25 protein-coding genes and 1 riboswitch are annotated in these 25325 nt (G+C 70.5%); of the genes, 10 read left to right on the top strand and 15 right to left on the bottom strand.

Annotated elements, in window-relative coordinates; translation table 11 throughout:
• Positions 1 to 101 precede the first annotated feature (101 nt).
• From ACFY9S_RS21265 to ACFY9S_RS21245, 5 genes are all read left to right on the top strand, one after another.
• Entirely contained in the window at positions 102 to 866 is a 765-nt protein-coding gene (locus ACFY9S_RS21265) for a GntR family transcriptional regulator (RefSeq protein WP_102908809.1), read from the top strand.
• A 142-nt stretch (positions 867 to 1008) separates the two neighbouring features.
• Positions 1009 to 1275 carry a DUF3311 domain-containing protein gene (locus ACFY9S_RS21260; protein ID WP_391130804.1) on the top strand — a complete coding sequence of 89 codons (267 nt, stop codon included), beginning with the start codon at positions 1009 to 1011 and terminating at the stop codon, positions 1273 to 1275.
• Positions 1272 to 2900 (top strand): monocarboxylate uptake permease MctP, encoded by a 1629-nt coding sequence (gene mctP, locus ACFY9S_RS21255; RefSeq protein ID WP_391130801.1) that lies wholly within the window; start codon positions 1272 to 1274, stop codon positions 2898 to 2900. Before ACFY9S_RS21260 ends, mctP begins: the two co-directional genes overlap by 4 nt.
• Positions 2901 to 3043: 143 nt before the next feature.
• A riboswitch (cobalamin riboswitch) is annotated at positions 3044 to 3178 on the top strand.
• Between the two features lie 122 nt (positions 3179 to 3300).
• Positions 3301 to 5658: a ribonucleoside-diphosphate reductase subunit alpha gene (locus tag ACFY9S_RS21250; RefSeq protein WP_391130798.1), complete on the top strand. Its 2358-nt coding sequence runs from the start codon at positions 3301 to 3303 to the stop codon at positions 5656 to 5658.
• A 56-nt stretch (positions 5659 to 5714) separates the two neighbouring features.
• A complete protein-coding gene (locus tag ACFY9S_RS21245) occupies positions 5715 to 6719 on the top strand; it encodes a ribonucleotide-diphosphate reductase subunit beta (protein ID WP_102908805.1) in 1005 nt (334 codons plus the stop codon).
• Here ACFY9S_RS21245 and ACFY9S_RS21240 read toward each other — a convergent pair.
• Positions 6632 to 6874 carry a hypothetical protein gene (locus ACFY9S_RS21240; protein ID WP_391130795.1) on the bottom strand — a complete coding sequence of 81 codons (243 nt, stop codon included), beginning with the start codon at positions 6872 to 6874 and terminating at the stop codon, positions 6632 to 6634. The genes ACFY9S_RS21245 and ACFY9S_RS21240 overlap by 88 nt on opposite strands.
• 93 nt (positions 6875 to 6967) lie before the next feature.
• Here ACFY9S_RS21240 and ACFY9S_RS21235 point away from each other — a divergent pair, with 93 nt between their 5' ends.
• Positions 6968 to 7930 carry a helix-turn-helix domain-containing protein gene (locus tag ACFY9S_RS21235; protein ID WP_391130792.1) on the top strand — a complete coding sequence of 321 codons (963 nt, stop codon included), beginning with the start codon at positions 6968 to 6970 and terminating at the stop codon, positions 7928 to 7930.
• Positions 7931 to 7942: 12 nt separating this feature from the next.
• Here ACFY9S_RS21235 and ACFY9S_RS21230 read toward each other — a convergent pair whose 3' ends face one another.
• The 10 genes from ACFY9S_RS21230 to ACFY9S_RS21185 all read right to left on the bottom strand — a co-directional run bounded on the left by ACFY9S_RS21230 (position 7943) and on the right by ACFY9S_RS21185 (position 18063).
• Positions 7943 to 9313 carry a cytochrome P450 gene (locus ACFY9S_RS21230; protein ID WP_391130789.1) on the bottom strand — a complete coding sequence of 457 codons (1371 nt, stop codon included), beginning with the start codon at positions 9311 to 9313 and terminating at the stop codon, positions 7943 to 7945.
• Positions 9310 to 10395, bottom strand: a complete 1086-nt coding sequence (cyc1, locus tag ACFY9S_RS21225) for an epi-isozizaene synthase (protein ID WP_391130786.1) — start codon at positions 10393 to 10395, stop codon at positions 9310 to 9312. The genes ACFY9S_RS21230 and cyc1 overlap by 4 nt, the downstream gene beginning before the upstream one ends.
• A 295-nt stretch (positions 10396 to 10690) precedes the next feature.
• On the bottom strand, positions 10691 to 11341 hold the full coding sequence (gene def, locus ACFY9S_RS21220; protein ID WP_391130783.1) for a peptide deformylase: 651 nt from the start codon (positions 11339 to 11341) through the stop codon (positions 10691 to 10693).
• A 132-nt stretch (positions 11342 to 11473) separates the two neighbouring features.
• Positions 11474 to 12454 (bottom strand): tetratricopeptide repeat protein, encoded by a 981-nt coding sequence (locus ACFY9S_RS21215; protein WP_391131180.1) that lies wholly within the window; start codon positions 12452 to 12454, stop codon positions 11474 to 11476.
• A 117-nt stretch (positions 12455 to 12571) separates the two neighbouring features.
• Entirely contained in the window at positions 12572 to 13819 is a 1248-nt protein-coding gene (locus ACFY9S_RS21210) for an HD domain-containing protein (RefSeq protein WP_391130780.1), read from the bottom strand.
• A complete protein-coding gene (locus tag ACFY9S_RS21205; protein ID WP_391130777.1) occupies positions 13816 to 15186 on the bottom strand; it encodes an HD domain-containing phosphohydrolase in 1371 nt (456 codons plus the stop codon). Before ACFY9S_RS21205 ends, ACFY9S_RS21210 begins: the two co-directional genes overlap by 4 nt.
• Positions 15187 to 15338: 152 nt before the next feature.
• Positions 15339 to 15650 (bottom strand): mycothiol system anti-sigma-R factor, encoded by a 312-nt coding sequence (rsrA, locus tag ACFY9S_RS21200; RefSeq protein ID WP_033314427.1) that lies wholly within the window; start codon positions 15648 to 15650, stop codon positions 15339 to 15341.
• Positions 15647 to 16333 carry an RNA polymerase sigma factor SigR gene (gene sigR / locus ACFY9S_RS21195; protein ID WP_102908798.1) on the bottom strand — a complete coding sequence of 229 codons (687 nt, stop codon included), beginning with the start codon at positions 16331 to 16333 and terminating at the stop codon, positions 15647 to 15649. Before sigR ends, rsrA begins: the two co-directional genes overlap by 4 nt.
• Before the next feature lie 256 nt (positions 16334 to 16589).
• Complete coding sequence (locus tag ACFY9S_RS21190) at positions 16590 to 17246, bottom strand: alpha/beta family hydrolase (RefSeq protein WP_391130774.1); 657 nt, start codon at positions 17244 to 17246, stop codon at positions 16590 to 16592.
• Between the two features lies 1 nt (position 17247).
• Positions 17248 to 18063, bottom strand: a complete 816-nt coding sequence (locus tag ACFY9S_RS21185) for an SOS response-associated peptidase family protein (RefSeq protein ID WP_391130771.1) — start codon at positions 18061 to 18063, stop codon at positions 17248 to 17250.
• A gap of 103 nt (positions 18064 to 18166) precedes the next feature.
• On the opposite strand from ACFY9S_RS21185, the gene ACFY9S_RS21180 reads away from it, so the two are divergent.
• The 4 genes from ACFY9S_RS21180 to ACFY9S_RS21165 all read left to right on the top strand — a co-directional run bounded on the left by ACFY9S_RS21180 (position 18167) and on the right by ACFY9S_RS21165 (position 21840).
• Entirely contained in the window at positions 18167 to 18889 is a 723-nt protein-coding gene (locus tag ACFY9S_RS21180) for a M50 family metallopeptidase (RefSeq protein WP_391130769.1), read from the top strand.
• A 144-nt stretch (positions 18890 to 19033) separates the two neighbouring features.
• The gene (gene aroA, locus ACFY9S_RS21175; RefSeq protein WP_391130766.1) at positions 19034 to 20350 is read left to right on the top strand and encodes a 3-phosphoshikimate 1-carboxyvinyltransferase; all 1317 of its coding nucleotides are present in this window, start codon (positions 19034 to 19036) and stop codon (positions 20348 to 20350) included.
• Positions 20351 to 20367: 17 nt separating this feature from the next.
• The gene (gene rsgA / locus ACFY9S_RS21170; RefSeq protein WP_391130763.1) at positions 20368 to 21378 is read left to right on the top strand and encodes a ribosome small subunit-dependent GTPase A; all 1011 of its coding nucleotides are present in this window, start codon (positions 20368 to 20370) and stop codon (positions 21376 to 21378) included.
• Between the two features lie 138 nt (positions 21379 to 21516).
• Positions 21517 to 21840, top strand: a complete 324-nt coding sequence (locus ACFY9S_RS21165; RefSeq protein WP_030851564.1) for a multidrug efflux SMR transporter — start codon at positions 21517 to 21519, stop codon at positions 21838 to 21840.
• Positions 21841 to 21847: 7 nt separating this feature from the next.
• Here ACFY9S_RS21165 and ACFY9S_RS21160 read toward each other — a convergent pair whose 3' ends face one another.
• The 4 genes from ACFY9S_RS21160 to ACFY9S_RS21145 all read right to left on the bottom strand — a co-directional run bounded on the left by ACFY9S_RS21160 (position 21848) and on the right by ACFY9S_RS21145 (position 25183).
• The gene (locus ACFY9S_RS21160) at positions 21848 to 22453 is read right to left on the bottom strand and encodes a TetR family transcriptional regulator (RefSeq protein WP_391130759.1); all 606 of its coding nucleotides are present in this window, start codon (positions 22451 to 22453) and stop codon (positions 21848 to 21850) included.
• A 277-nt stretch (positions 22454 to 22730) separates the two neighbouring features.
• The gene (locus ACFY9S_RS21155; protein WP_391130756.1) at positions 22731 to 23522 is read right to left on the bottom strand and encodes an ABC transporter permease; all 792 of its coding nucleotides are present in this window, start codon (positions 23520 to 23522) and stop codon (positions 22731 to 22733) included.
• Positions 23519 to 24481, bottom strand: a complete 963-nt coding sequence (locus tag ACFY9S_RS21150; RefSeq protein WP_391130753.1) for an ATP-binding cassette domain-containing protein — start codon at positions 24479 to 24481, stop codon at positions 23519 to 23521. The genes ACFY9S_RS21155 and ACFY9S_RS21150 overlap by 4 nt, the downstream gene beginning before the upstream one ends.
• Positions 24482 to 24511: 30 nt before the next feature.
• Positions 24512 to 25183 carry a DUF4097 family beta strand repeat-containing protein gene (locus ACFY9S_RS21145; RefSeq protein ID WP_391130750.1) on the bottom strand — a complete coding sequence of 224 codons (672 nt, stop codon included), beginning with the start codon at positions 25181 to 25183 and terminating at the stop codon, positions 24512 to 24514.
• Positions 25184 to 25325: the final 142 nt, after the last annotated feature.

Raw genomic sequence — 25325 nt, 5'->3', positions numbered from 1 at the left:
ATACTGCGGGTAGACCACAGGGAATGGTGGACTAGACCAAAAGAGGCGCCGACGGTATACAAGTGGGATCGTGTCGGCAGACCGAGCCGGGAAGGCGGAGCATGAGCACCGACGTCAGCAGTGCGGAGAACGAGAACGGGGTGCCCGTCCGTACCGCACGCGTGCCCAAGTACTACCGCCTGAAGAAGCACCTGCTCGACATGACGGAGACGCAGGCGCCGGGCACGCCGGTCCCGCCCGAGCGCACCCTGGCGGCCGAGTTCGACACCTCGCGCACGACCGTGCGCCAGGCTCTGCAGGAACTGGTCGTCGAGGGCCGGCTGGAACGCATCCAGGGCAAGGGCACCTTCGTCGCCAAGCCGAAGGTCGCGCAGGCGCTGCAACTGACCTCGTACACCGAGGACATGCGCGCCCAGGGCCTCGAACCCACCTCGCAGCTGCTGGACATCGGCTACATCACGGCGGACGACCGCCTGGCCGGGCTGCTCGACATCACGCCCGGCGGGCGTGTACTGCGCATCGAGCGGCTGCGCATGGCCAACGGCGAGCCGATGGCCATCGAGACCACCCACCTGAGCGCGAAGCGCTTCCCGGCGCTGCGCCGCTCGCTGGTGAAGTACACGTCCCTCTACACGGCGCTGGCCGAGGTCTACGACGTCCACCTCGCGGAGGCCGAGGAGACCATCGAGACGTCCCTCGCCACCCCGCGAGAGGCCGGCCTCCTCGGCACGGACGTCGGCCTGCCGATGCTGATGCTCTCCCGCCACTCCCTGGACCGGGACGGCCGGCCGGTGGAGTGGGTGCGGTCGGTCTACCGGGGGGACCGCTACAAGTTCGTGGCCCGCCTGAAGCGCCCTGTCGACTAGCGGCGCCGGCAGGGCCTTCGTCGCTGCTGGAGCCTGGTTTCGGTTGGGTACCGCATTGCGGACGAGGGGTTCCGCTGTCGCCGCACCCTGACCTAGATTGCCTGCGCACTACGGGTGATCACCAAGGGGACGGAGCCGCCTGATGTCGCAACCGCCGGAAGTCAGCAGAGGGCCGGTGGTGACGCCCATGCGCGTCGTCATCGCCGTCTGCCTCATAGCGCCGTTCGTGGCCATGCTGTGGGTCGGCTCGTACGCCAAGACCGACCCGGTCTTCATCGGGATCCCGTTCTTCTACTGGTACCAGATGGCGTGGGTGCCCATCTCCACCGTCCTGACGGTGATCGCCTACAAGCTCTGGCAGCGTGACCAGCGCGCCCGCTCGGCCGCGAAGGGCGGTGCGTCGCAGTGAACGACGGTGTGAACGGCGTCGCACTCGGCGTCTTCATCTTCTTCTTCCTGGCCGTGACGGTCATGGGCTTCCTGGCCGCGCGCTGGCGCAAGGCCGAGAACGAGCACAGCCTGGACGAATGGGGCCTGGGCGGCCGCTCGTTCGGCACCTGGGTCACCTGGTTCCTGCTCGGCGGCGACCTGTACACGGCGTACACCTTCGTCGCCGTGCCGGCGGCGATCTACGCGGCGGGCGCGGCCGGCTTCTTCGCGGTGCCGTACACGATCCTGGTGTACCCGCTGATCTTCACCTTCCTCCCCCGCCTGTGGTCGGTGTCCCACAAGCACGGCTACGTCACGACCTCCGACTTCGTGCGCGGCCGCTTCGGCTCGAAGGGCCTGTCGCTGGCGGTGGCGCTCACCGGCATCCTGGCGACGATGCCCTACATCGCGCTCCAACTGGTCGGCATCCAGGCCGTGCTGGACGTGATGGGCGTCGGCGGCGGCGAGAACACCAACTGGTTCATCAAGGACCTGCCGCTGCTGATCGCGTTCGGCGTGCTGGCGGCGTACACGTACTCGTCGGGTCTGCGGGCCCCCGCGCTCATCGCGTTCGTGAAGGACACGCTGATCTACATCGTCATCGCGGTGGCGATCATCTACATCCCGATCAAGCTGGGCGGCTTCGACGACATCTTCGCCAAGGCGAGCGAGGCGTACAGCCAGACCAACCCGGCGACGGGCGCCCCGCGCGGCTCGCTGGTGCCGGCCGAGGCGGGTCAGTGGACGTACGCCACGCTGGCGTTGGGCTCCGCCCTGGCCCTCTTCATGTACCCGCACTCGATCACGGCGACGCTCTCCTCGAAGAGCCGTGAGGTGATCCGGCGCAACACCACGATCCTGCCGCTGTACTCGCTGATGCTGGGTCTGCTGGCCCTGCTCGGTTTCATGGCGATCGCGGCCGGGATCAAGGTGCAGAACGGGCAGCTGGCGATCCCGCAGCTGTTCGAGACGATGTTCCCGGACTGGTTCGCGGGCGTGGCGTTCGCGGCGATCGGCATCGGTGCGCTGGTGCCCGCGGCCATCATGTCCATCGCGGCCGCGAACCTCTTCACCCGCAACATCTACAAGGACTTCATCAAGCCGGACGCGACTCCCGCGCAGGAGACCAAGGTCTCCAAGCTGGTGTCGCTGCTGGTGAAGGTCGGCGCCCTGGCCTTCGTCCTCACCATGGACAAGACGGTCGCCATCAACTTCCAGCTGCTGGGCGGCATCTGGATCCTGCAGACCTTCCCGGCCCTGGTCGGCGGCCTGTTCACCCGCTGGTTCCACCGCTGGGCCCTGCTCGCGGGCTGGGCGGTCGGCATGGTCTACGGCACGGTCGCCGCGTACGGCGTGGCCTCCCCGACCCAGAAGCACTTCGGCGGCTCCGCGAAGGAGATCCCGGGCATCGGGGAGATCGGCTACATCGGCCTCACGGCGTTCGTCCTGAACGTGGTGGTGACGGTGGTCCTGACCTTCGTCCTGAGGGCCCTGAAGGCCCCCGACGGCATCGACGAGACCAAGCCGGAGGACTACACGGCCGACGCGGGCGACCCGGGGGTCGAGGTCGAACTCCCGCCTGCCACAGCCGGTAGCGCCCACTAGGGGCGCGGGAAGCCGCGGAACAACCCCACACAGCCCGCAGCGGGCCGCCGTGAGAAGGATTCACGGCGGCCCGCTGTCGCGTGGAGTTGACGCCCTGAAACCACCGCGACACAACATCTGGGGGTGTCACCGGAACCCAACACAAGATGTATGCTCATGCTCGCTGCCGCCGCAGGGGAATCCGGTGCGAATCCGGAACTGTCCCGCAACGGTGTACCCATGCCCGTATATGCGCATGGGTGTCAGTCCGAGGACCTGCCGACAGCGCACCCGGCCACCGGCCGGTGTGCCCCGACGTCCGGGCCTCGTGGAATGGGCCGGTGGACGCGACGCCGCGTGCGCTCGCGTGCTGCCCCCTGCCCTCGACGAGGCCCCCGTGCCGAGCGAGGGAGAGCCCCACGTGACCATCGCGCCAGCCGAACCGGTCTCAGCCACCGAAGAAGAGCACGATGCCCCCGGTGCCGCGCTGCTGCGGACCCTGACCGAGCTGACCGCCGACCTCCCCGACACCGAGCCCGGCCGGGTCGCCGCCGCCGCGCTGCGCGGCCGGTCCGCGCAGGCGGACGAGAGCGAGTTGCGGGAGCTGGCGACGGAGGCCGCGGCCGGTCTGATCTCCGAGGACCCCGCCTACTCCCGGCTGGCCGCCCGGCTGCTGACCATCGGCATCCGCGAAGAGGCCGCCTCGCAGGGCGTCACGTCGTTCACCGAGTCCGTCCGGACCGGCCACCGCGAAGGCCTCATCGCCGACCGGACCGCCGCGTTCGTCCGGCTGCACGCGGCGCGGCTCGACGCGCTCGTCGACACCGGCGCCGACGACCGCTTCGGCTACTTCGGCCTGCGCACGCTGCACAGCCGCTACCTGCTCCGGCACCCCATCACCCGCAAGGTCGTCGAGACGCCCCAGCACTTCATGCTGCGCGTCGCCGCCGGTCTCGCCGAGGACGACACCCTCCGCTCCGTCGACGAAGTCGCCGCCCTCTACGGGCTCATGAGCCGCCTCGACTACCTCCCCTCCTCCCCCACCCTCTTCAACTCCGGCACGCGGCACCCGCAGATGTCGTCCTGCTACCTCCTCGACTCCCCCAAGGACGAGCTGGACTCCATCTACGACCGGTACCACCAGGTGGCCCGGCTGTCGAAGCACGCCGGCGGCATCGGACTCGCGTACTCCCGCATCCGCGCCCGCGGTTCCCTGATCCGCGGCACCAACGGCCACTCCAACGGCATCGTCCCGTTCCTGAAGACCCTCGACGCCTCGGTCGCCGCCGTGAACCAGGGCGGTCGTCGCAAGGGCGCCGCCGCGGTCTACCTGGAGACCTGGCACGCCGACATCGAGGAGTTCCTGGAGCTGCGCGACAACACCGGCGAGGACGCCCGCCGCACGCACAACCTGAACCTGGCGCACTGGGTGCCGGACGAGTTCATGCGGCGCGTGAACGCCGACGCGCAGTGGTCGCTGTTCTCCCCCTCGGACGTGCCCGAGCTGGTCGACCTGTGGGGCGAGGAGTTCGACGCCGCGTACCGGGCGGCCGAGGCGGAGGGCCTGGCGCGCAAGACCCTGCCCGCCCGTGAGCTGTACGGCCGCATGATGCGCACCCTCGCGCAGACCGGCAACGGCTGGATGACCTTCAAGGACGCCGCCAACCGCACCGCCAACCAGACGGCCGAGCCGGGTCACGTCGTCCACTCCTCGAACCTCTGCACGGAGATCCTGGAGGTCACCAGCGACGGCGAGACGGCGGTCTGCAACCTGGGCTCGGTCAATCTGGGTTCCTTTGTCGACACATCGACCGGCGACCTGGACTGGGAGCGGCTGGACGAGACCGTCCGTACGGCCGTGACCTTCCTCGACCGGGTCGTCGACATCAACTTCTACCCGACCGAGCAGGCGGGCCGCTCCAACGCCCGCTGGCGCCCGGTAGGCCTCGGCGCGATGGGCCTCCAGGACGTCTTCTTCAAACTGCGCCTGCCCTTCGACTCGCCCGAGGCCAGGGCCCTCTCCACCCGCATCGCCGAGCGGATCATGCTCGCCGCGTACGAGGCCTCCGCCGACCTGGCCGAGCGCAACGGCCCGCTGCCGGCCTGGGAGAAGACCCGCACGGCCCGGGGCGTGCTGCACCCCGACCACTACGACGTGGAGTTGACCTGGCCCGAGCGCTGGGCGGCCCTGCGGGAGCGCGTCGCCACGACCGGCATGCGCAACTCGCTGCTCCTCGCGATCGCCCCCACGGCCACCATCGCCTCGATCGCGGGCGTGTACGAGTGCATCGAGCCGCAGGTGTCCAACCTGTTCAAGCGCGAGACGCTGTCGGGCGAGTTCCTCCAGGTCAACTCCTACCTGGTGGACGAGCTGAAGCGGCTCGGAGTGTGGGACGCCCGCAGCCGGGAGGCCCTGCGCGAGGCCAGCGGCTCGGTGCAGGACTTCGCCTGGATCCCCGAGGACGTGCGCGCCCTGTACCGCACGGCGTGGGAGATCCCGCAGCGCGGCCTGATCGACATGGCGGCGGCCAGGACTCCGTTCCTGGACCAGTCCCAGTCCTTGAACCTGTTCCTGGAGACGCCGACCATCGGCAAACTCTCCTCGATGTACGCCTACGCCTGGAAGTCCGGGCTGAAGACGACGTACTACCTGCGCTCGCGCCCGGCGACCCGCATCGCCCGCGCCGCCCAGGCCACCGTCCCCGCGCAGGCCACCCCGGATCCCGAAGCGGTCGCCTGCTCCCTGGAAAACCCCGAGTCCTGCGAGGCCTGCCAGTAATTCCCAGCCGCCACCCGACCGCCACCCCTGGAGGACGGCGCTTCGCGCCGACTGCTATGACTCAGAACCTTCTCGACCCCGGCTTCGAGCTCACCCTGCGCCCCATGCGCTACCCGGACTTCTACGAGCGCTACCGGGACGCCATCAAGAACACCTGGACCGTGGAGGAGGTCGACCTCCACTCGGACGTCACCGACCTCGCCAAGCTGTCACCGGCGGAGCAGCACCTGATCGGCCGGCTGGTCGCGTTCTTCGCGACGGGCGACTCGATCGTCGCGAACAACCTCGTGCTGACGCTGTACAAGCACATCAACTCCCCGGAGGCGCGCCTGTACCTGTCGCGCCAGCTGTTCGAGGAGGCCGTGCACGTCCAGTTCTATCTGACGCTGCTCGACACCTATCTGCCCGACCACGAGGACCGCACCGCGGCTTTCGCGGCCGTGGAGAACATCCCGTCCATCCGCGAGAAGGCGTCGTTCTGCTTCAAGTGGATGGACTCGGTGGAGAAGATGGACCGGCTGGAGACCCGGTCCGACCGTCGCCGGTTCCTGCTCAACCTGATCTGCTTCGCCGCGTGCATCGAGGGCCTGTTCTTCTACGGCGCCTTCGCGTACGTCTACTGGTTCCGCAGCCGGGGCCTCCTGCACGGCCTGGCCACCGGCACCAACTGGGTGTTCCGTGACGAGACGATGCACATGTCCTTCGCCTTCGACGTGGTCGACACCGTCCGCAAGGAGGAGCCGGAGCTCTTCGACGACCGGCTCCGGCAGGAGGTGACGGACATGCTCCGGGAGGCCGTCGAGGCCGAGCTGCAGTTCGCGCGCGACCTGTGCGGGGACGGCCTCCCGGGCATGAACACCGAGTCGATGCGCCAGTACCTCGAGTGCGTCGCCGACCAGCGGCTCACCCGGCTCGGCTTCGCTCCCGTGTACGGCTCCGAGAACCCCTTCTCCTTCATGGAGCTCCAGGGGGTTCAGGAGCTGACCAACTTCTTCGAGCGGCGGCCCTCCGCGTACCAGGTGGCGGTGGAGGGCACCGTCGACCTGGACGAGGACTTCTGAGCCGGCACGCCTCCCCGGGCCTCCTGAGCCTCCCTGATCTGACGGTCGATGCGCCGCTCGCGCACCAGGCCGATCACGGACGGGAGGACCAGGAGGACCAGGATCCCCAGCGTGGCGGTCAGTCCGATGAGTGCTTCGATCTGGTTCGTGTTCATGGACACCACTGTCGCGCCGATGACTCCTTACCGTCAGTGGCAGTACTGCCGTAGACCCTCGAATTACTGCCAACGGCGAGGCACACTGGAGGCATGTTGCAGAACGTGGCCGTCGCCCTGCTCGACGGCGTGAACCCCTTCGAACTGGGTGTGGTGTGCGAGGTCTTCGGCACCGACCGGAGCGACGATGGCCTGCCGGTCTACGACTTCGCCGTCGCCTCGGCCGAGGGCCCGGTGCTCCGCATGAACTCGGGCTTCTCGCTCCAGGCCGAGCACGGCCTGGAGCGGCTGGAGACGGCCGACCTGATCGCCGTGCCGGCCGGGCGCAGCTACGCCTGCCGGGACTTCCCCCCGGAGCTGCTGGGCGCCCTGCGGCGCGGGGTCGACCGCGGTGCCCGGGTGCTGAGCGTCTGCTCCGGGGTCTTCGTGCTGGCCGCGGCCGGGCTGTTGGACGGCCGCCGCTGCGCCACGCACTGGAAGCACGCGAAGGACCTCGCCCGGCAGTACCCGCGTGTGATCGTCGAGCCGGACGTCCTCTACGTCGACGAGGACCCGGTGATCACCTCCGCGGGCACGGCCGCCGGCATCGACGCCTGCCTGCACCTGGTGCGCAAGGAGCAGGGCTCGGAGGTCGCCAACAAGATCGCCCGGCGGATGGTGGTGCCACCGCACCGCGACGGCGGCCAGGCCCAGTACATCGAGCGCCCGCTCCCCCACCTCGAAGGCGACACGATCGTCGACGTGCTGGCGTGGATGGAGCGCCATCTCGACGAGGAGGTCACCGTCGAGCAGCTCGCCGCCCACGCCCACATGTCCCCGCGCACCTTCGCCCGCCGCTTCCAGCAGGAGACCGGGACGACTCCCTACCGCTGGATCCTGCGCCAGCGCGTGCTGCTGGCCCAGCGGCTGCTGGAGGCGACGGACGAGACGATGGACGCGATCGCCGGTCGAGCGGGGTTCGGCAACGCGGCCACGCTGCGCCATCACTTCGTCCGGGCGATCGGAACCACGCCGAACTCCTACCGGCGGACGTTCAGAGGCCCCGAAGCCGCCTGAAGCCTCCCCCCGTCACCTCGGCACCGCCCGCACCCGCAGGTCGTGCGGCCGGAGCGTGATGCCGACGCGGGTGGCGTCCTTGGACCCCGGGACCTGCTCGAACCGGTACCTGGTGGCCAGGGCCGCCGTGACGAGCGTCAGCTGGGCCATCGAGAAGTGATCGCTCGGGCACTTGCGGTTTCCCACGCTGAACGGGCTCATGGCGTGTTTCGGAATGTCCTTGACCCGGTCCGGAAGCCAGCGGTCGGGGTCGAAGTCGAGGTTCCGTCGGTAGGATTTCGGGTCGCGCTGGATCGCGTACGGGCTGTAGATGATGTCCGCCCCGGACGGAATGCGGTATCCACCGAGTTCCGTGTCCCGTACCGCCCGGCGCGTCAGAATCCAGACGGCGGGGCTCAAACGCATGGACTCGACGACGACATTGTTGGTGTGCCTGAGTCCTCGGACGTCTTCGAATGCCACCGGCCTCCCACCGGTGACGGCCAGCACTTCGTCGCGTACCCGGTCGGCGTGTTCGGGGTGCTCCGCGAGCATATGCAACAGCCACATGATCGTGGAGGCGATGGTCTCGCTGCCGGGGGTGAGGATGGCGACGACCTGATCGTGGATCTCCTGTTCCCCGATCGGGTCTCCATTCTCGTCCGTCGCCTCCAGCAATGCCGTCAGCAAATCGTCCGGCTTTTGACCGGATGCCCGGCGCTCGGCGACGATCTCGTCGACGAGGAGATGCAAATCGGCCAGTGCCCGGTTGAATTCACGGTTGGCCGGGAGCGGCAGGTTGTAGAGCGGCCCGAGCGGGACCACCATCCGCCGGTACATCCCACGGAACACGGTGGCGAGAGCGACGCACAGCCGTTCCGCCCGCTCGTCCATGTAGTCGCCGCGCAGCAGACAGCGGGCCGCGATGCGCACGGCCACCCGGAAGGACTCCGAGGTGCAGTCGATCGTCTCGCCGGGCTTCCAGCGCTCGGTCAGCGCGTGGGCCTCCTCCTCCATGATCGGGCCGTAGGCGGGGATGGCGTCGAGCCGGAAGGCGGGCTGTATGGTGCGCCGCTGGCGCCGGTGGCGCGGGCCGTTCGCCGTGGCCACGCCCTCCTTGCCGAGCAGGCCCTCCAGGGACTCCCACAGGGGTCCGGCGATGATGAAGTCGTTGCTCAGCGCCAGGGCGCCGGTCAGGGCCGGGGCGGTGACCGCGTACACCGTCTTCGGCCCCAGCTTCAGCCGCACGACGTCGCCGTGGTCGCGCAGCCGTGACATGAACGCCAGCGGGTCGCGCGCGAGCTTCCAGCCGTGCCCGAGGACGGGGACGCCCCCGCCTGCCCGGGGCGGTTCCCGCAGTTCCACGGCCGGCGGGGTTTCGGGCTTCACCGACTCGATGGTCATTTCTCACCTGCCGCTTCGTTGTTGACGTACGGGGGTGTGGACCGGTCGTCCCAGCTGTCGACCATGTAACGGCCGGACTCGTGGTGGAACCAGTACACGGAACTGAACCAGTTCCGCATATTGCTCAGGCAGGCCCGCACGGCGGCGCTCAGTTCCTTTCCGCGCACGGAGCCGTCGGCGAGGTCGTCGGCGAACCGCAATGCCTCCTGCTCGACGTCCTGGAAATCGGTGATGCATTCCTCGACACGGCGCCGGACTTCCGCGACCGCCTGTTCCAGAGTCATCCCCTCATGGGTGATGAGACTGATTCCGAGATTGTGCACCTCGTCGCCCGCTATCTCTTTCGGAAGCGAGCACAGGTCGTTGTACCAGGCGGCGAATTCCTGGCTCAGCAGCGCCGCCCGCCGATATGCCGGATACTTTCGCACGGCATCGGGGAGTTCACACCCGGCGGTCGGCTCCAGCAGATCCGTCCAGATCCAGTGCGCGAAGGTGAGCCGGCGCAGCCGGAGGTATTCCTCGACGGTCGGGACGATTCCCTCGGTGCGGTTGTGGAACTCCTGGTCGTACGCGTCGATCACCGCGTGGAAGTGCCGGGCGAACCGGAGGTTCCACGACTGGGGCAGGAACGCGTACAGCCGCAGCACGCTGTCCGCGAACCCGGCGACCAGTGGGTCCTCGTGGTGCAGGTGCTCCCGGGGGGAGTCGAGGGCCGAGTGCAGCCGGTCCCGCAGAAGCCGCCAGGCGCCCGGACGGCCGTGCACGATGTCGCGGTCGTGACGGTCGTCCCAGACGAAGAACCACGCGCTGTAGTCGGCGATCGCCTGCATGACCTCGTCGGAGGCGCCGAGGTAGTACCCGGCCATGAGGTCGGTGTAGCAAAGGCCGTCGGCATATTCCTCCACCTTGTCCGCCGGCATGAGCCGCTTTTCGAGCAGCCAGGCCCGGGTCTTCTCCTGGCACTTCGGCCAATACGGGTGGAGTTGCCGGGGAAACGCCGCCTCGATCACCGGGAGAGAGAGCGACGGTGGAACTGCGATCGTGACCGGTGCCGTTGTGGTGCCGTGTGACAAAGCATGCACGAACTAACCCCTCTCAGACGCCAGTTGGCGCGGGCGCCCCTCCCTTCGTGCCGGGCGTGCGCCGTTGCATACCCCGCTCATCCCATTCAGCACTACAACTGACCGTTCTGGGAACGCATTTGCTTCATTCACTACCCCACAGTGCCGGGAACCTCCCGTTGTGTGACTGCCACCGGATCGCCAGGAGAGCAGAAGCGATCGAACATGCGACGGACAGGCGAACGGCACAGAGGAACGGCGCCTGTTCAGGGTGGTGAACCCGAACAGACGCCGTGCGCCTGGTGCGGCTGGGATCTCAGTCGTTGGCCACCACGGGGTAGCGGGGCTCGTTCTCGGCCATCTGCCGCAGCGCGTCCTTGCGCTCGCGCTTGGAGAGCCGGTCGATGTACAGGTACCCGTAGAGGTGGTCGGTCTCGTGCTGCAAACACCGTGCGAAGTACCCGGTGCCGCGCACCTTGATCGGGTTGCCCTTCTCGTCCTGCCCGGTCACCTCGGCGTAGTCGGGCCGGGCGAGCGGCGCGTACGCGGTGGGCACCGACAGGCAGCCCTCGTTGCTGTCGTCCAGGCGGCGCTTGTCGGCGGGCAGTTCGACGAGCTTGGGGTTGCAGACGACGCCGGTGTGCCGGACGCCCTCGTCGTCCGGGCAGTCGTAGACGAAGACCTTCGCGTCGACGCCGATCTGGTTGGCGGCCAGGCCCACGCCCTCGGCGGTGTGCTGGCTGGCGAACATGTCCGCGACCAACTGCTGGAAGGCGTCGCCGAAGTCGGTGACGTCCTTGCACTCCTTGTGCAGCACCGGGTTCCCGACGACCGTGATCGGCCGCGAGGTCCCCCGCTCCCGCCAGGCAGCCTCGCGCTCCTCGCAGCCCTCCGTGTCGATCACGTACCCCTCGCCATCGACGGGGAGCACGCCCGCGCGCTGCTGATCGGTGTCCTGCTGAGCCATGACGTTACGTACGCCTTCCTGAAACTGACCGGGCTGAGATGCGATACAGGGTACGCGGGTGGAACGCCCCGCTCTCAGGGCGCGGGGAACCGCGCGACAGGCCCCCCACGCCGCCGCAGCGACAGGACGGCCTCAGCACACCTCTTCCAGATCCCGCCAGTCCCGGGAATCCGGACTGTCGGCCACCCACCCGTCCAGCAACCCCCGGACCAGCGAAGCCGGCGCGGCCAGCCCGCACTCCCGCTCCGGCACCCACAGCTGCCCGTCCGTCCGGTGCCCCAGCGGCCCGGGGTGCCCCGGCTCGCTGTGATCGTGCGGATCGAGATGCTCTCCGTCGCCCTCGTCCGACGGCATCCGCGACTCCGAGCACATCCGGCACAGCAGCCGCACCGAGGAGGACCAGTCCTCCGCGGCGAACCCGGCGTCGCCCGCCAGCTGCTCCAGCGCGTCCCGGTCCGACTCGGTCGCCGCCTCCAGCAGCACCACCCAGGTCGGCACGGGCGACGGCGCCCACAGCTCGATCTCGTCGAACACCGGGTACGTGTGCCCGGCGGCCGTCGTCCGCTCCCCGTGCGGTACCCCGTCGTGCAGCACGACCTCGCCCCAGCGCCGCCCCGACGACGGCAGCGGAATGGACAGCACCTCGATCCGCGCGGGATCCAGCCGCCGCCCCCACACGACCTCGGCCTCCCCCTCCGGGGACAGCCGTACGGCCGCGCTGCCGAGGTCCATGCCGAGGGGCTCGCCTGAGTCGTTGGCAGCACCCGGTACCCGCAGCCCGTAGGCCTGCCAGGCGCGCCGGGCCAGGGGCCAGTCCTGGAGCGCGGTCGCGGAGATGCCGACGTTCCACCAGTCGGGCGCGCCGGTGTCCCGGTCGAGCAGCGCCACGGCCCTGAGTCCGGCCGCCCGCGCCTGCTCCCAGTCGTGCCGGAACTTGTGCAGCAGCGCGAGGTTGAACCAGGACTCGGAAAGCCAGGGCTCCAGATCGGCGGCACGTGTCAGCAGGGCGCCCGCGTCCTCGTACCGGCCGTCGCCGATGAGGGTGAACGCCCGGTCTGTGGCCTGCCGCCAGGAGGCGGAGGGCCGGTGCCGTCCCTTGCCGAAGATCCTCACGATTCCCGCCTGCCAGTTCCGTGCGGTGGGCTGGCCGTAGCTGTGTTTCGAGCCCCCGGACACCTTCTCCTTCGCATCCAACCACGTACGGCCTCGAGGGCGCTCATTACCCATGGGTTACCCAGCCACGGGCAGGGTCAGACTGCTCCTTGCCAGGACGCGGGCCAGTGATTCCACCACCTCCGGGGCGTACGTCCCGGAGGTGGTGAGCCGGAGTTCCTCCAGCGCCGTCAGCGGCCCGCCGGGCCCTCCTTCCCGGGACTTCTCCTCGTACGCGTTCACGGCGCGGACGATTCGCGCGGCGAGCGGCTGCTCGGCGTAGGGGTCGGCCTGCCGCTCCACGACGACGGCCACCGCCTCGTCGACGCCCGTCTGCCGTACGACGGCTCCGCCGAGCAGGGCGATCCGCCGCTGCTCCGCGGCGGGCAGGGCGGCGGTGGCACCCGCCGGCACCGGGTCGACGAGGCTCAGCTGGCCGATGTCGTGCATGAGCGCGGCGTACTCCAGCACGGTCAGCTCGGCCTCGGTCAGCCCCAGGTCACGCCCCACCGCCTGGCTGACCGCGGCGACCCGCCGGGCGTGCCCGCAGGGGGTGTATCCGGCGACCTCGGTGGCCCGGGCGAGGGAGGCGATGGTCTGCCGGTAGGTCGCCCGCACTGCGGCGTACCGGCGGAACGACATCTGGGCGAGCAGCAGCGGCACGGAGAAGACCGGCAGCGCCCACAGGCCCACGACGGCGACCGCCAGCGCCATCACCGCCCCCGTGGCGATGACTGCGGACCCGATGCCGCACACCGCCCGCAGCTCGTCCCGCAGCACCGGCCCGAAGGGCCAGCCGGTGCGGGTGTGGGCCAGGGCGGCGGCGAGCACCGCGTCGCACAGGGCGGTGAGCGACAGCAGCGCGAGCAGCAGCAGCGCGTAGGCGGGACCGCCCCAGTCGTCGAACATGCCGCGGTTGTACGGGGACTGGAAGCACACGGCGACGAACCCGACGGTGAGCACGCGGCGCGCCAGGTGGTCGAGTGTGGGTCCCTGCCCGCGTGCGATGTGCGGCACGCTGCCGAGCAGCGAGGCGGCCAGCACCACGGCGACGACGTGGGCGGGGCCGTGGTGGGTGGCCCGTCCGCCGGCCTCGCCGAGCAGGGCGTAGGACAGGGCCGCGGCTGCCCCGAGCGGTGCCGGCTCCCGGATCTGCGCGCCGTTGCGCCGGGAGAGCTCACCGACGGTGATGAGAACGCCGAAGGCGAGGGCGACCCGGCGTTCCTCCAGGCCGTCGTAGAGGGTGACGGCGAGGGAGCCGGCGGCGAGGAGGGCGGCGCAGGCGTGGACGAGGGTGAGGAGCGGTGGCGGCCGGTACGCGCTCATCGGTGTGCTCCCGGGCGGCTGGAGAGAGGTGCGCCGGGCGGGGGCACCCGGGGCGCCTGGGGCTTCTCGTCGTCGGCGGTCACCGCGGGGTGCCACCCCGTCCGCCCGACGGATTCGACGAGCGCCGCGACCATCACCGGGTCGAACTGGCTGCCCGCGCACCGCTCCAGCTCCGCCAGGGCCACCGCGACGGGCCGGGCCCTGCTGTAGCTCCGGGTGGAGGTCATGGCGTCGAAGGCGTCCGCGACCGCCACGACCCGTGCTGACTCCGGGATCTGACGGCCCACCAGCCCGTACGGGTAGCCGCTGCCGTCCAGCCGCTCGTGGTGGTGCAGCACGGCGGCGCGGGCCTCGCCGAGGAAACCGATGCCGCGCACCATCTCGTGCCCGTACTCCGGATGCAGCTCGATCACCCGCCGCTCCTCGGGCGTCAGCGGCCCGTCCTTCCTGAGCAGCCGGGTGGGGACGCCGAGCTTGCCCACGTCGTGCAGGATCCCGGCGAAGCGGAGCACTTCCACGCGCTCGTCGGCCATGCCCAGCTCACGCGCGATCATCATGGAGGCCTGCCCGACGCGCTCGCTGTGCCCGCGGGTGTACCCGTCCTTGATGTCGACGGCCTGGACCAGCGCCCGGATGGTCGCCTGATGGGCGGCGCGTTCCCGGTGGTACTGGGCGAACGCCCACCACGAGACGCACATGGGCAGCAGCACGAGGAGCGCGGCGACCGGCCCGTAGGGGCTGCGCCACAGGACGGCCATCATCAGTCCGGCGAGGCCGTGCACGGCGATGGGCGCGAGCGAGCGCGCCACCAGTCCCCGCCAGGCCCGCCGGACCGGCACCCTCCCCCACTGCCTGAAGGGCGTGGGCGGTGCCCCCACGCCCACGGCCAGGATCCCGCCGTCGAGCAGCGCGAGCACCAGGCAGAACGCCAGCACGGCCGCCCCGGCCGGGCCGAGGGCGTACGGAACGTCGCCCGCGGCCACCGCGTCCCGCCCGCCGAGCAGCGAGTGCACTTCGGCCGCGGCCCACACCCCGAGGACGAGCTGGGCTGCCCGCCACACGCGCCGCAGCGCCACGGGCCGCTGCCCGGCGTGCGAGAGCAGCGCACCGGGCACGGCCACCAACGCCGCGGCGGGCGGCGGCAGCAGGAAGGCACCGGCGAGCAGCACGGGGTAGAAGGTCCCGGCGGGATGGGAGATGCCCACGAACCGGGACCGGGCGACACGCTCACAGCCGGCGTACAGCGCGGCGAGCAGCGCGACCGCCCACCAGGGCGCGCGTACGCCCGGCAGCGGCAGCAGGCAGAGCAGCGCGGCAATGGCGGTACAGGCGATGGAGACACGTGCCCGTGCCGGTACCGCTTCCAAGAGCCCTCCCCCGGCAGTGTCCGTCAGGCCCGGAGCCTAGGACGGGGGCAGGGGGGTCCGCGGGCCGATAACCCGCGGATTCGCACGTTCGAGTGACGCGTTCGAGGGCGACTAACCGTTCAGAAGTGGGGTAGTTGCAAAGCGCAGGAGTGTCAGGACTCCTGGGGCGTGGCGGGCGAGGCCGTGACGTCCTGCTCGGGGACGGCCTGGCCGGAGCGGATCAGCTCGATCCGCCCCATGACCTTGTCCCGCAGGTCGCCCGGCACGTCGTCGTGCCCGCAGCAGCGCTTGACGAGCTTCTTCACGGCCTGTTCGAGCCCGTACTTCTCGAGGCAGGGCGAGCACTCCTCGAAGTGGTGCTCGAACTTCACGCAGTCCGAGTCCGGCATCTCACGGTCGAGGAACTCGTAGAGATGATCGAGGATTTCGCTGCAATCCGTCTCGTGCGGCTCTCCGCAGCTCATGACCCCGAGCCTTTCGCTTCGTTCGACTCTCCGGCACCGGCCGGGACCATCCCGCGGTCACGGGCGTAGTCCTCCAGCATGCCGCGCAGCTGACGGCGGCCCCGGTGCAGCCGGGACATCACCGTACCGATGGGTGTCCCCATGATGTCGGCGATCTCCTTGTAGGCAAACCCCTCGACGTCAGCCAGGTAGACGGCGATGCGGAACTCCTCGGGGATCGCCTGGAGCGCCCGCTTCACGTCCGAATCGGGCAGGTGGTCGAGCGCCTGCGACTCCGCGGAGCGCAAGCCCGTCGACATGTGCGACTCGGCGCGGGCGAGCTGCCAGTCCTCGATCTCCTCGGCCGCGGAGCGCTGAGGTTCGCGCTGCTTCTTGCGGTACGAGTTGATGAAGGTGTTGGTGAGGATCCGGTACAGCCACGCCTTGAGGTTGGTGCCCTCGCGGAACTGGTGGAAGGACGCGTACGCCTTGGCGTACGTCTCCTGCACCAGGTCCTCGGCGTCGGCCGGGTTCCGCGTCATGCGCAGCGCGGCCGAGTACATCTGGTCGAGGAACTCGAGCGCGTCCCGCTCGAAGCGCGCATTGCGCTCCGCGGCCGTCTCCGCGCCCGTGCCGCCCTGGCCTTCGGGCTGCTCCGCCTGGCCGTTTTCGGTCCCTGCGTCGGTCCCTGTGACCGGACCCACCTCCTCGAGTGTTCTCGTGAGACCGAGACCGGTCTCACCCGAATCGGAGGATAGACGACGATCCGGTCCGCCCGCCGCCCCAATAGAAGCGGTCTTGGCCGCGTGCAGCACCGTCCAGTCCAGGTCGGCGCGGCTGCTGCGGGTCGGGCAGATGGTCGAACCCATGCGGCGGACTCCCTCTCCTGTGACGTCGGTGCTGGTCTCCAGCACGTACGTCCCGCACAACAGTGACCGCCGCCCCGGCATTCCCGAAGCTTTACCCGAGTGACCCGGTCCACTCCACGACCGCGTCCGTGATGAGGGACACGGCGTCGTCCTGCGAGAGGTCCGCCCGTTTCGGCACGGCGAAGCCATGATCCCCGTACGGGACCTCCACGAGCTCGAACGCCCCTTCGGGGAATTCCTCCGGCTTCCCGAACGGATCGTTGCCGCCCTGTACGACCAGGGTGGGCACCCCGGCGCCCAGCAGCTCGTCGGCACGGGACTTCTCCGGCTTGCCCGGCGGGTGGAGCGGGAAGCTCAGCGCGAGCACCGCGCGGGCACCCAGTTCGGTCGCGGTGCGGCAGGCCACCCGGGCTCCGGCGCTGCGCCCGCCGGAGACGACCGGCAGACCGGACCGCGCGAGGGCGGGCCAGATGCCGCGCCAGCCGGCGTCCAGGGTCTTCGGCGCGGGCGCCACCTTCTTCCCGGCCACCCGCCAGGGCTGCTCCACCCGGGCGACGGCCACGCCGTGGGCGGGCAGGGCTCCGGCCAGAGCCACCAGGTCACGGGCCTCGATGCCACCGCCCGCGCCGTGGCTGACGGCGAGCACCAGCCGGGCCTTCTTCACCCCGTGCCAGGTGATACGGGCGGTTCCGGCGTCGGTCTCGACGGTCTCGGTGGTCGTGCCGGCCGTCGTCGTCACATGCGTCACGTCAGAAGAGTGTGCCCTCTTCGGGCCCTTCCAGCTCCTTCAGCAGCTCCGGCCCGTTGTTGCGGACGTTGCTGACGGCCGTGGCGACCGGGTAGGCCCGCATCAGTCCTTCGGGCGGCGGGGCGAGCAGCTCGCGCAGGTCGTCGGCGTCCGTGCGGGAGGGGTCCAGCCAGGCGTCCCAGCGGTCGGGCGTCAGCATCAGCGGCATCCTGGGGTGGATCTCGGCCAGCGCCCGCGGTCCGTCGGCCGGGGACACCGCCAGCGGGCTCTGCTCGGCCTCCGTGGTGATCACCGAGCACGTCACCCACCAGGCCCGCGGGTGGTCGTCGGGCAGCGTCTTGTCCCGCCAGAACTCGTACAGCCCGGCCATGGCGAAGACCGACCCGTCCGCGGGTGTCACGAAGTACGGCTGCTTGCGGGGCCGCTTCTTCTTGCCCTCGACCTCCAGCTCGCGCTCCTGGTTGCCGGTGACCCACTCGTAGTAGCCGTCGGCGGGCAGGATGCAGCGCCGGGAGGTGAAGGCACGGCGGTAGGACGGCTTCTCGTGGACGGTTTCGGCGCGGGCGTTGATCATCCGGGCGCCGCCCTCGGGGGTCTTCGACCAGGACGGGACGAGCCCCCACTTCAGCGTGCGCAGCTGCCGAACCGGCCGCGGGTCGTCCGCGTCTTTCAGGGGGCGGTCCAGGACCGCGTAGACCTCTTTGGTGGGCGCCACGTTGTAGTCAGGGGCGAGGGTCTCCTCGGGCTCCCACTTCTCGATCTCAAAGATTCCTGCGAGATCCTCTGGTCTACGACTCGCTGAGTACCGTCCGCACATACGTGCCACACTGCCAGGCCCACCCGCCGCCCGACCACCACCCCTCAACGACGGCGCTGCGCGCCGCACCCATTGGATCGACCGCAGGGAGCCGACGCCGCACATGGACAGCACCGCAACCGCCTCGCTCGCCACCCTCTGGGACGAGGTGTCCGGCACGCAGCCCGACCCCGACCTGTGGGTGGTGATCGCGACCCTGGGCGCCGCGCTCGCCGTCGTGGTCCCGCCCGGCCTGTGGCGCGTCTCCCGCAACGCGATCACCATCGCCCACGAGGGCGGCCACGGGCTCGTGGCCCTGCTCACCGGCCGCACCCTCACGGGCATACGTCTGCACTCGGACACCAGCGGCCTGACCGTCAGCCGCGGCAAGCCGCACGGCATCGGCATGATCCTCACCGCCGCCGCGGGTTACACGGCCCCGCCCCTGCTGGGACTCGGCGGGGCTTCCCTGCTGGGCTCCGGCCGCATCACGCTCCTGCTGTGGCTGGCCACGGCCCTGCTCCTCGTCATGCTCGTGATGATCCGCAACGCCTACGGCGCCCTGACCATGCTCGTCACCGGCGGCATGTTCGTGCTGGTGTCCTGGCTGGCCGGCCCCCAGGTCCAGGCGGCGTTCGCGTACGCGGTGGTGTGGTTCCTGCTGATCGGCGGAGTCCGCCCGGCCTTCGAACTCCAGGCGAAGCGGGCCCGGGGCGGAGCCGGGGACTCGGACGCCGATCAGCTGTCGCGGCTGACGCACGTACCGGCGGGACTCTGGTTCTTCCTGTTCCACGCGGTGTCGCTGTGCTCGCTGATCGGCGGAGGACGCTGGCTGCTGGAGATGTGACGGCCGGCTGGAAGGGGCGTCGGGCCGCCGCGGTGCCCCGGCCCGAAGGCGCGTGGGGCTGCCGCGGCGCGCGGCTCCACCACGCGAGTGCGACCGGCCCCACGGCGCCGCACTCGGACGACGGCCTGCTTATAAAGTGGAGCCATGGCCCCGAACACCCCAGACACCGCCCTCTGGCCCGCCCCGCACGCGAGCGGAGCCGTCGACGCGACGGTCCACGTGCCCGGGTCCAAGTCGGTCACCAACCGCGCCCTGGTCCTCGCCTCCCTCGCCTCCGAGCCCGGCTGGCTGCGCCGCCCCCTGCGCTCCCGCGACACCCTGCTGATGGCCGGCGCGCTGCGCGCCATGGGCATCGAGATCGAGGAGGGCGTGGGCCCCGACGGCACCGGCGAGGCCTGGCGTGTGCTCCCCACCGGCCTGCGCGGCCCGGCCACGGTCGATGTCGGCAACGCCGGCACGGTGATGCGGTTCCTGCCGCCGGTCGCCGCGCTCGCCGACGGCTCCGTCCGGTTCGACGGCGACCCCCGTTCCTACGAGCGTCCGCTGAACGGCGTCATCGACGCGCTGCGTCAGCTCGGTGCCCGGATCGACGACGACGGCCGCGGCGCGCTGCCCTTGACCGTGCACGGCAGTGGTGCCCTGGACGGCGGGACGGTCTCCGTGGACGCCTCCTCGTCGTCGCAGTTCGTGAGCGCCCTGCTGCTGTCCGGGCCGCGCTTCAACCAGGGCGTCGAGGTCCGCCACACCGGCGCCACGCTGCCCTCCATGCCGCACATCCGCATGACCGTCGACATGCTGCGCGCGGTCGGCGCCCAGGTGGACACGCCCGAGTCGGGCGGCGAGCCCAACGTGTGGCGGGTCTCTCCGGGCGCCCTGCTCGGCCGGGACCTGGTCATCGAGCCGGACCTGTCGAACGCCCAGCCGTTCCTGGCGGCGGCGCTGGTGACCGGCGGCAAGGTCGTCGTCCCGGACTGGCCCTCCCGCACCACACAGCCCGGTGACCGGCTGCGCGAGATCTTCACCGAGATGGGCGGCTCCTGCGAACTGACCGACTACGGGCTGGCGTTCACCGGCTCCGGCTCGGTGCACGGCATCGACGTCGACCTGGGCGAGGTCGGTGAGCTGACGCCGGGCATCGCGGCGGTCGCGGCCCTCGCGGACTCCCCGTCGACCCTGCGCGGCGTGGCCCACCTACGGCTGCACGAGACGGACCGGCTGGCCGCGCTCACCAAGGAGATCAACGAACTCGGCGGCGACGTCACGGAGACCGCCGACGGTCTGCACATCCGCCCGCGCCGGCTGCACGGCGGGATCTTCCACACCTACGACGACCACCGCATGGCCACGGCCGGCGCGATCATCGGACTGGCGGTGGAGGGCGTGCAGATCGAGAACGTGGCGACGACGGCCAAGACCCTGCCCGACTTCCCCGACCTGTGGACCGGGATGCTCGGGGCATAGGACGCGGGGATCAGGTCATGCGCCGCTACGGCAAGCACACCGACGAGGACGACATCCGCACCCGTCCCGGCCGCCGGAACACCCGGCCCCGGACGAACATCCGCCCCAAACACGACGACGCCGCCGAGGGCCTGGTCCTCACCGTCGACCGGGGCCGCCTGACCTGCCTCGTCGAGGACCGTGTGGTCATGGCGATGAAGGCCCGCGAGCTGGGCCGAAAGGCGGCGGTGGTCGGCGACCGCGTGGCCATCGTGGGCGACCTGACGGGCAGGAAGGACTCACTGGCGAGGATCGTGCGCATCGAGGAGCGGACCTCGGTCCTGCGGCGCACGGCGGACGACGACGACCCGTTCGAGCGGGTGGTCGTCGCCAACGCCGACCAGCTGGCCGTCGTCACCGCGCTGGCCGACCCGGAGCCCCGCCCCCGGCTCATCGACCGCTGTCTGGTCGCGGCCTACGCGGGCGGCCTGGACCCGCTGCTGGTTCTGACCAAGTCGGACCTCGCCCCGCCCGACAAGCTGCTGGAGCTGTACGGCCACCTCGACATCCCCCACGTCGTCACCAGCCGCGAGGAACTGCAGAACGGAACCGCCCTCGCCCGGGTGCGCGAGCAGCTCGACGGCAAGATCACCGCGTTCGTCGGCCACTCCGGGGTCGGCAAGACGACCTTGGTCAACTCGCTGGTGCCGGAAGATCAGCGGCGTACGACCGGGCATGTGAACGCGGTGACGGGCCGCGGACGCCACACCACCACCTCGGCGCTGGCGCTGCCGCTGTCGGGCAGTGACGGCTGGGTGATCGACACGCCGGGCCTGCGGTCCTTCGGGCTGCACCATGTGGACCCGTCCCAGGTCATCCACGCCTTCCCCGACCTGGAGCCGGGCACCGAGGGCTGCCCGCGTGCGTGCAGTCACGACGAGCCGGACTGCGCGCTGGACGCCTGGGTGGCCGAGGGGCACGCGGATCCGGCGCGGCTCTACTCGCTGCGCCGGCTGCTGGCCACGCGCGAGCGCAAGGAAGGCGACTGACCTCCGCGTTGTTTGTGCCGGTGCATGGGCGGTAAGTGCATAATCGCACGCAAGCCGCATGCAAGCCTGGCCAAAGCATGACGAGCGCGACGAACTTGACTGAGCGGTCACTGAACGTGGGATACGGGAGGACGACTCATGGCGTGGCTGCTGGTCATCGTGGCCGGGTTGCTCGAGACCGGCTTCGCGGTGTGTCTGAAGCTGTCCCACGGCTTCACCCGGCTCTGGCCGACGGTCGCCTTCTGCATCTTCGCCCTCGGCAGCTTCGGCCTGCTGACCCTGGCGCTGAGAAAGCTCGACGTGGGCCCCGCGTACGCCGTGTGGACGGGCATCGGTGCGGCGGGGACGGCGATCTACGGCATGGTGTTCCTGGGGGACCTGGTGTCGACGCTGAAGATCGTGTCGATCAGTCTCGTCATCATCGGCGTGGTCGGGTTGCAGTTGTCGGGGTCTGCGCACTGACGTCCTGTCAGCCGGCCTGCCGCTCCAGGGCGCTGCGGACCAGGCCGGCGACGCCACCCTCGCCGGGTGGCGCGGCCACACACGACAGGGCGAGCCGGACGGCGAGTTCGCAGGAGCGGGCCAGGTCGGCCGTGGCGGACTTGGGCGTGCCGGGGCCGGCCAGGAAGGTGACGGCCCGGTCGCGGACGAGGGCGACGAAGTCGCCGGGCGAGGGCAGGGGCCCGTCGGCGCGGCGCTGGGCCGGTACGGCGGAGGTGGACGGCACGGCCGCCAGGTTCGGGGCGGGCAGCCGCTCGCTCCAGCAGCCGGTGAGCATGGCGCGGACGAGGACGTTGTCCCGGGCCGCCGAGGCGGTCCACTCGGCGGTGGCGGTGAGCCGGTCGCGGGCGTCGCTGTGCTCGGTGAGAGCGCGGTCCACCCCGGAGAGATACCCGTCGGCCTCCCTCCTCACCAGCGCCCTGGCCAGACCGTCCTTGCTGCCGAACTCGTTGTACAGCGTCTGGCGGGACACTCCGGCCGCCGCGGCCACGTCCACCATCCGTACGGCGGACCACGGCCGGCGCACCAGCGCCGTGTAGGCGGCGTCCAGTAAGGATTCCCGCGCTGCAGGCATCTTCGCCTCCCTTTGGGGCGAGCGGCTCTGCGCCCAGGTTTGACGCGCACGGCAGCACTGTCAAGGGTTCGCGAGTGCGTGCGGGGGCGCGTTTCGGCCTTGTCGCGCGGTGCGTCGCCCCTGCCGCGGACTCGCCCCGGGCAGACGAACGGGCGGCGCACTCCGGCTGGATGCCGGTGTGCGCCGCCCTGGGGTGGCACGTTTCGCGGGAGGTGGCCCGCGTGATCATCACCATGGTCCCCCCGAGTTCCTGACGCGCCGCTGACGGTTCTGGGGGTTACTTCGGGTCGCCGTCGAACTTCGAGGTCGACCAGAAGTAGCCGAGCACCGCGAGGCCGACGCACCAGGCGAGGGCGAGCCATCCGTTGTGGCCGATCCCGGTGCCCAGGAGCAGGCCGCGCAGGGTCTCGATGGCCGGGGTGAACGGCTGGTACTCGGCGACCGGCCGGAACCAGCCCGGCATCGCGTCGAGCGGTACGAAGGTGCTGGACAGCAGGGGCAGCAGGATCAGGGGCATCGCGTTGTTGCCGGCGGCCTCGGCGTTCGGGCTGACCAGGCCCATGCCTACCGCGATCCAGGTGAGCGCGGTGGCGAAGAGCACGAGCAGTCCGAAGGCCGCGAGCCACTCCAGTACGCCGGCGCCGTGGGAGCGGAAGCCGATGGCCACGCCGACGGCGCCGACGAGCACCACGCTGATGACCGCCTGCAGCACGCTGCCGATGACATGCCCGATGAGCACCGATCCGCGGTGGATCGCCATGGTGCGGAAGCGGGCGATGATGCCTTCGGTCATGTCGTTGGAGACGGAGACCGCGGTGCCGATCGTGGTGCTGCCGATGGTCATCAGCAGCAGGCCCGGCACGACGAAGGCGATGTACGCGGAGCGGTCCGGACCCCCGCCCCCGATGCCCGCGCTCATGGTGTCGCCGAAGATGTAGACGAACAGCAGCAACAGCATGATCGGCGTGAGCAGCAGGTTCAGGGTGAGGGACGGGTAGCGCCGGGCGTGCAGGAGGTTGCGGCGCAGCATGGTGGAGGAGTCGCGCAGGGCGAGGCCGAGTGAACTCATCGGGCGGTCTCCTTGGGCTGGTCGGGGACGTCGGCCGGGCCGGTCAGGGCGAAGAACACGTCGTCGAGGTCGGGCGTGTGGACGGTCAGTTCGTCCGCTTCGATGCCGGCGGAGTCGAGCCGGTCGAGGATGGAACGCAGTTCGCGCTGGCTGCCGTCGCTGGGGATCCGCAGAGCGAGGGCTTCGTCGTCCGGGGTGACCCCTCGCAGGACGGCGGCGGCGTGCCGGTAGGCGGCCGGGTCGGTGAAGCGGAGCCGGACGTGTCCGCCGGGGACGAGCCGCTTCAGTTCGTCGGCGCTGCCTTCGGCGGCGATGGTGCCGTCGTGGAGCACGGCGATGCGGTCGGCGAGTTCATCGGCTTCCTCCAGGTACTGGGTGGTGAGGAAGACGGTGACGCCGCCGGTGACGAGTTCGCGGAAGATCTCCCACATGGTGTGGCGGGCGCGGGGGTCGAGGCCGGTGGTGGGCTCGTCGAGGAAGATGATCCTCGGGTCGCCGACCAGGGTCATGGCGATGTCGAGGCGGCGCTTCATGCCGCCGGAGTAGGTGGACGCGGGCTTCTTCGCGGCGTCGGTGAGGTCGAGGCGCTCCAGCAGTCCGGCGGCGACCCGCCGTCCCTCGCGCTTGGGCAGGTGGTGCAGGTCCGCCATGAGGAGCATGTTCTCCTCGCCGGTGATCAGGCCGTCGACGGCGGAGAACTGCCCGGTGACGCCGATCGCGGCGCGTACGGCCTGCGGATCGGCGGTGAGGTCGTGGCCGCCGACCCGGATCTCGCCGCTGGCCGGGTCCGGCGGGATGAGGGTGGAGAGGATCTTGACGGCGGTGGTCTTGCCGGCGCCGTTCGGGCCGAGCAGGGAGAAGATCGTCCCTTCCGGGACGGCCAGGTCGACACCGTCGAGGACGGTCTTGCCGCCGTAGCTCTTCCGCAGCCCGTTCGCCGCGATGGCCAGGTCGGTCATGAGGGTGCTCCTTCGGAGAGGCTGGGGGCTCTACAAGCTGCGGGCGGTGATGTCGCCGTGGGCGGTGGTCGCGTGGATGGTCAGGCCGGCCGCGGCGCCGTCGGTGTTGACGAGGGTGTTGTGGATCCGGCCGTAGCCAGTGCCGGCGTCCAGGGAGGCGGAGACGCCGCGGGCGGCACCGACCGAGATGTCGCCCTGCTCGGTGCGCAGCGCGACCGCGCCGCCTACGGCCTCGGCGATGCCGAGGTCACCCTTCTGGGTGCTGATCTGCGCGGGGCCGCCCAGGCGGCCGACCGAGATGTCGCCGGCCAGCAGGGTGAGGCGGGCGCTGCCGGTCTCGTCGAGCTTGACCGAGCCCTGCGCCGCCTCGAAGGCGACATCGCCGAGGCGTCCGACGCCGCGGAGTTCGGCGGCTGCCGCCTTCCCTTCCACGCTGGAGCCGGCGGGCAGTTGCACCGTCACCTCGACGGAGCCGGAGTGGCCGAGGATCCGGCTCTTCGCCGCCGGGGCCTCGATCCGCAGGACGCCGTCGCCGAAGGCCACCTCGATCTGCTCCGCGGCCTTCACGTCGCGGCTCTTCGCGGCGTCCGCGGGCAGGACCTCGACCGTGGTGTCGGCCTGGTCGGCCGCGATGAACCGGATGCGTCCGGCGGGGATGTCGAGGACGGCCGAGACAGGGGCGGGGCTGTCGAACTTACGCATCGTGCTCTCCTTCGGGGATCCGTTGTTTCCAACGATGGAAAAGCTACGTTGCGTTCACAGATTCGACAACGACTTCATTGCATGAGAAGGCAGTAACTGCAGGTCAAGCCAATGGAATCATTGCAATGACTATGCCGAATAA

The organism is Streptomyces sp. NPDC012474 (assembly GCF_042955185.1).
In the GTDB taxonomy this organism is placed as follows: Bacteria; Actinomycetota; Actinomycetes; order Streptomycetales; family Streptomycetaceae; genus Streptomyces; species Streptomyces cahuitamycinicus.
This window is presented reverse-complemented; position numbering and strand designations above follow the sequence as displayed.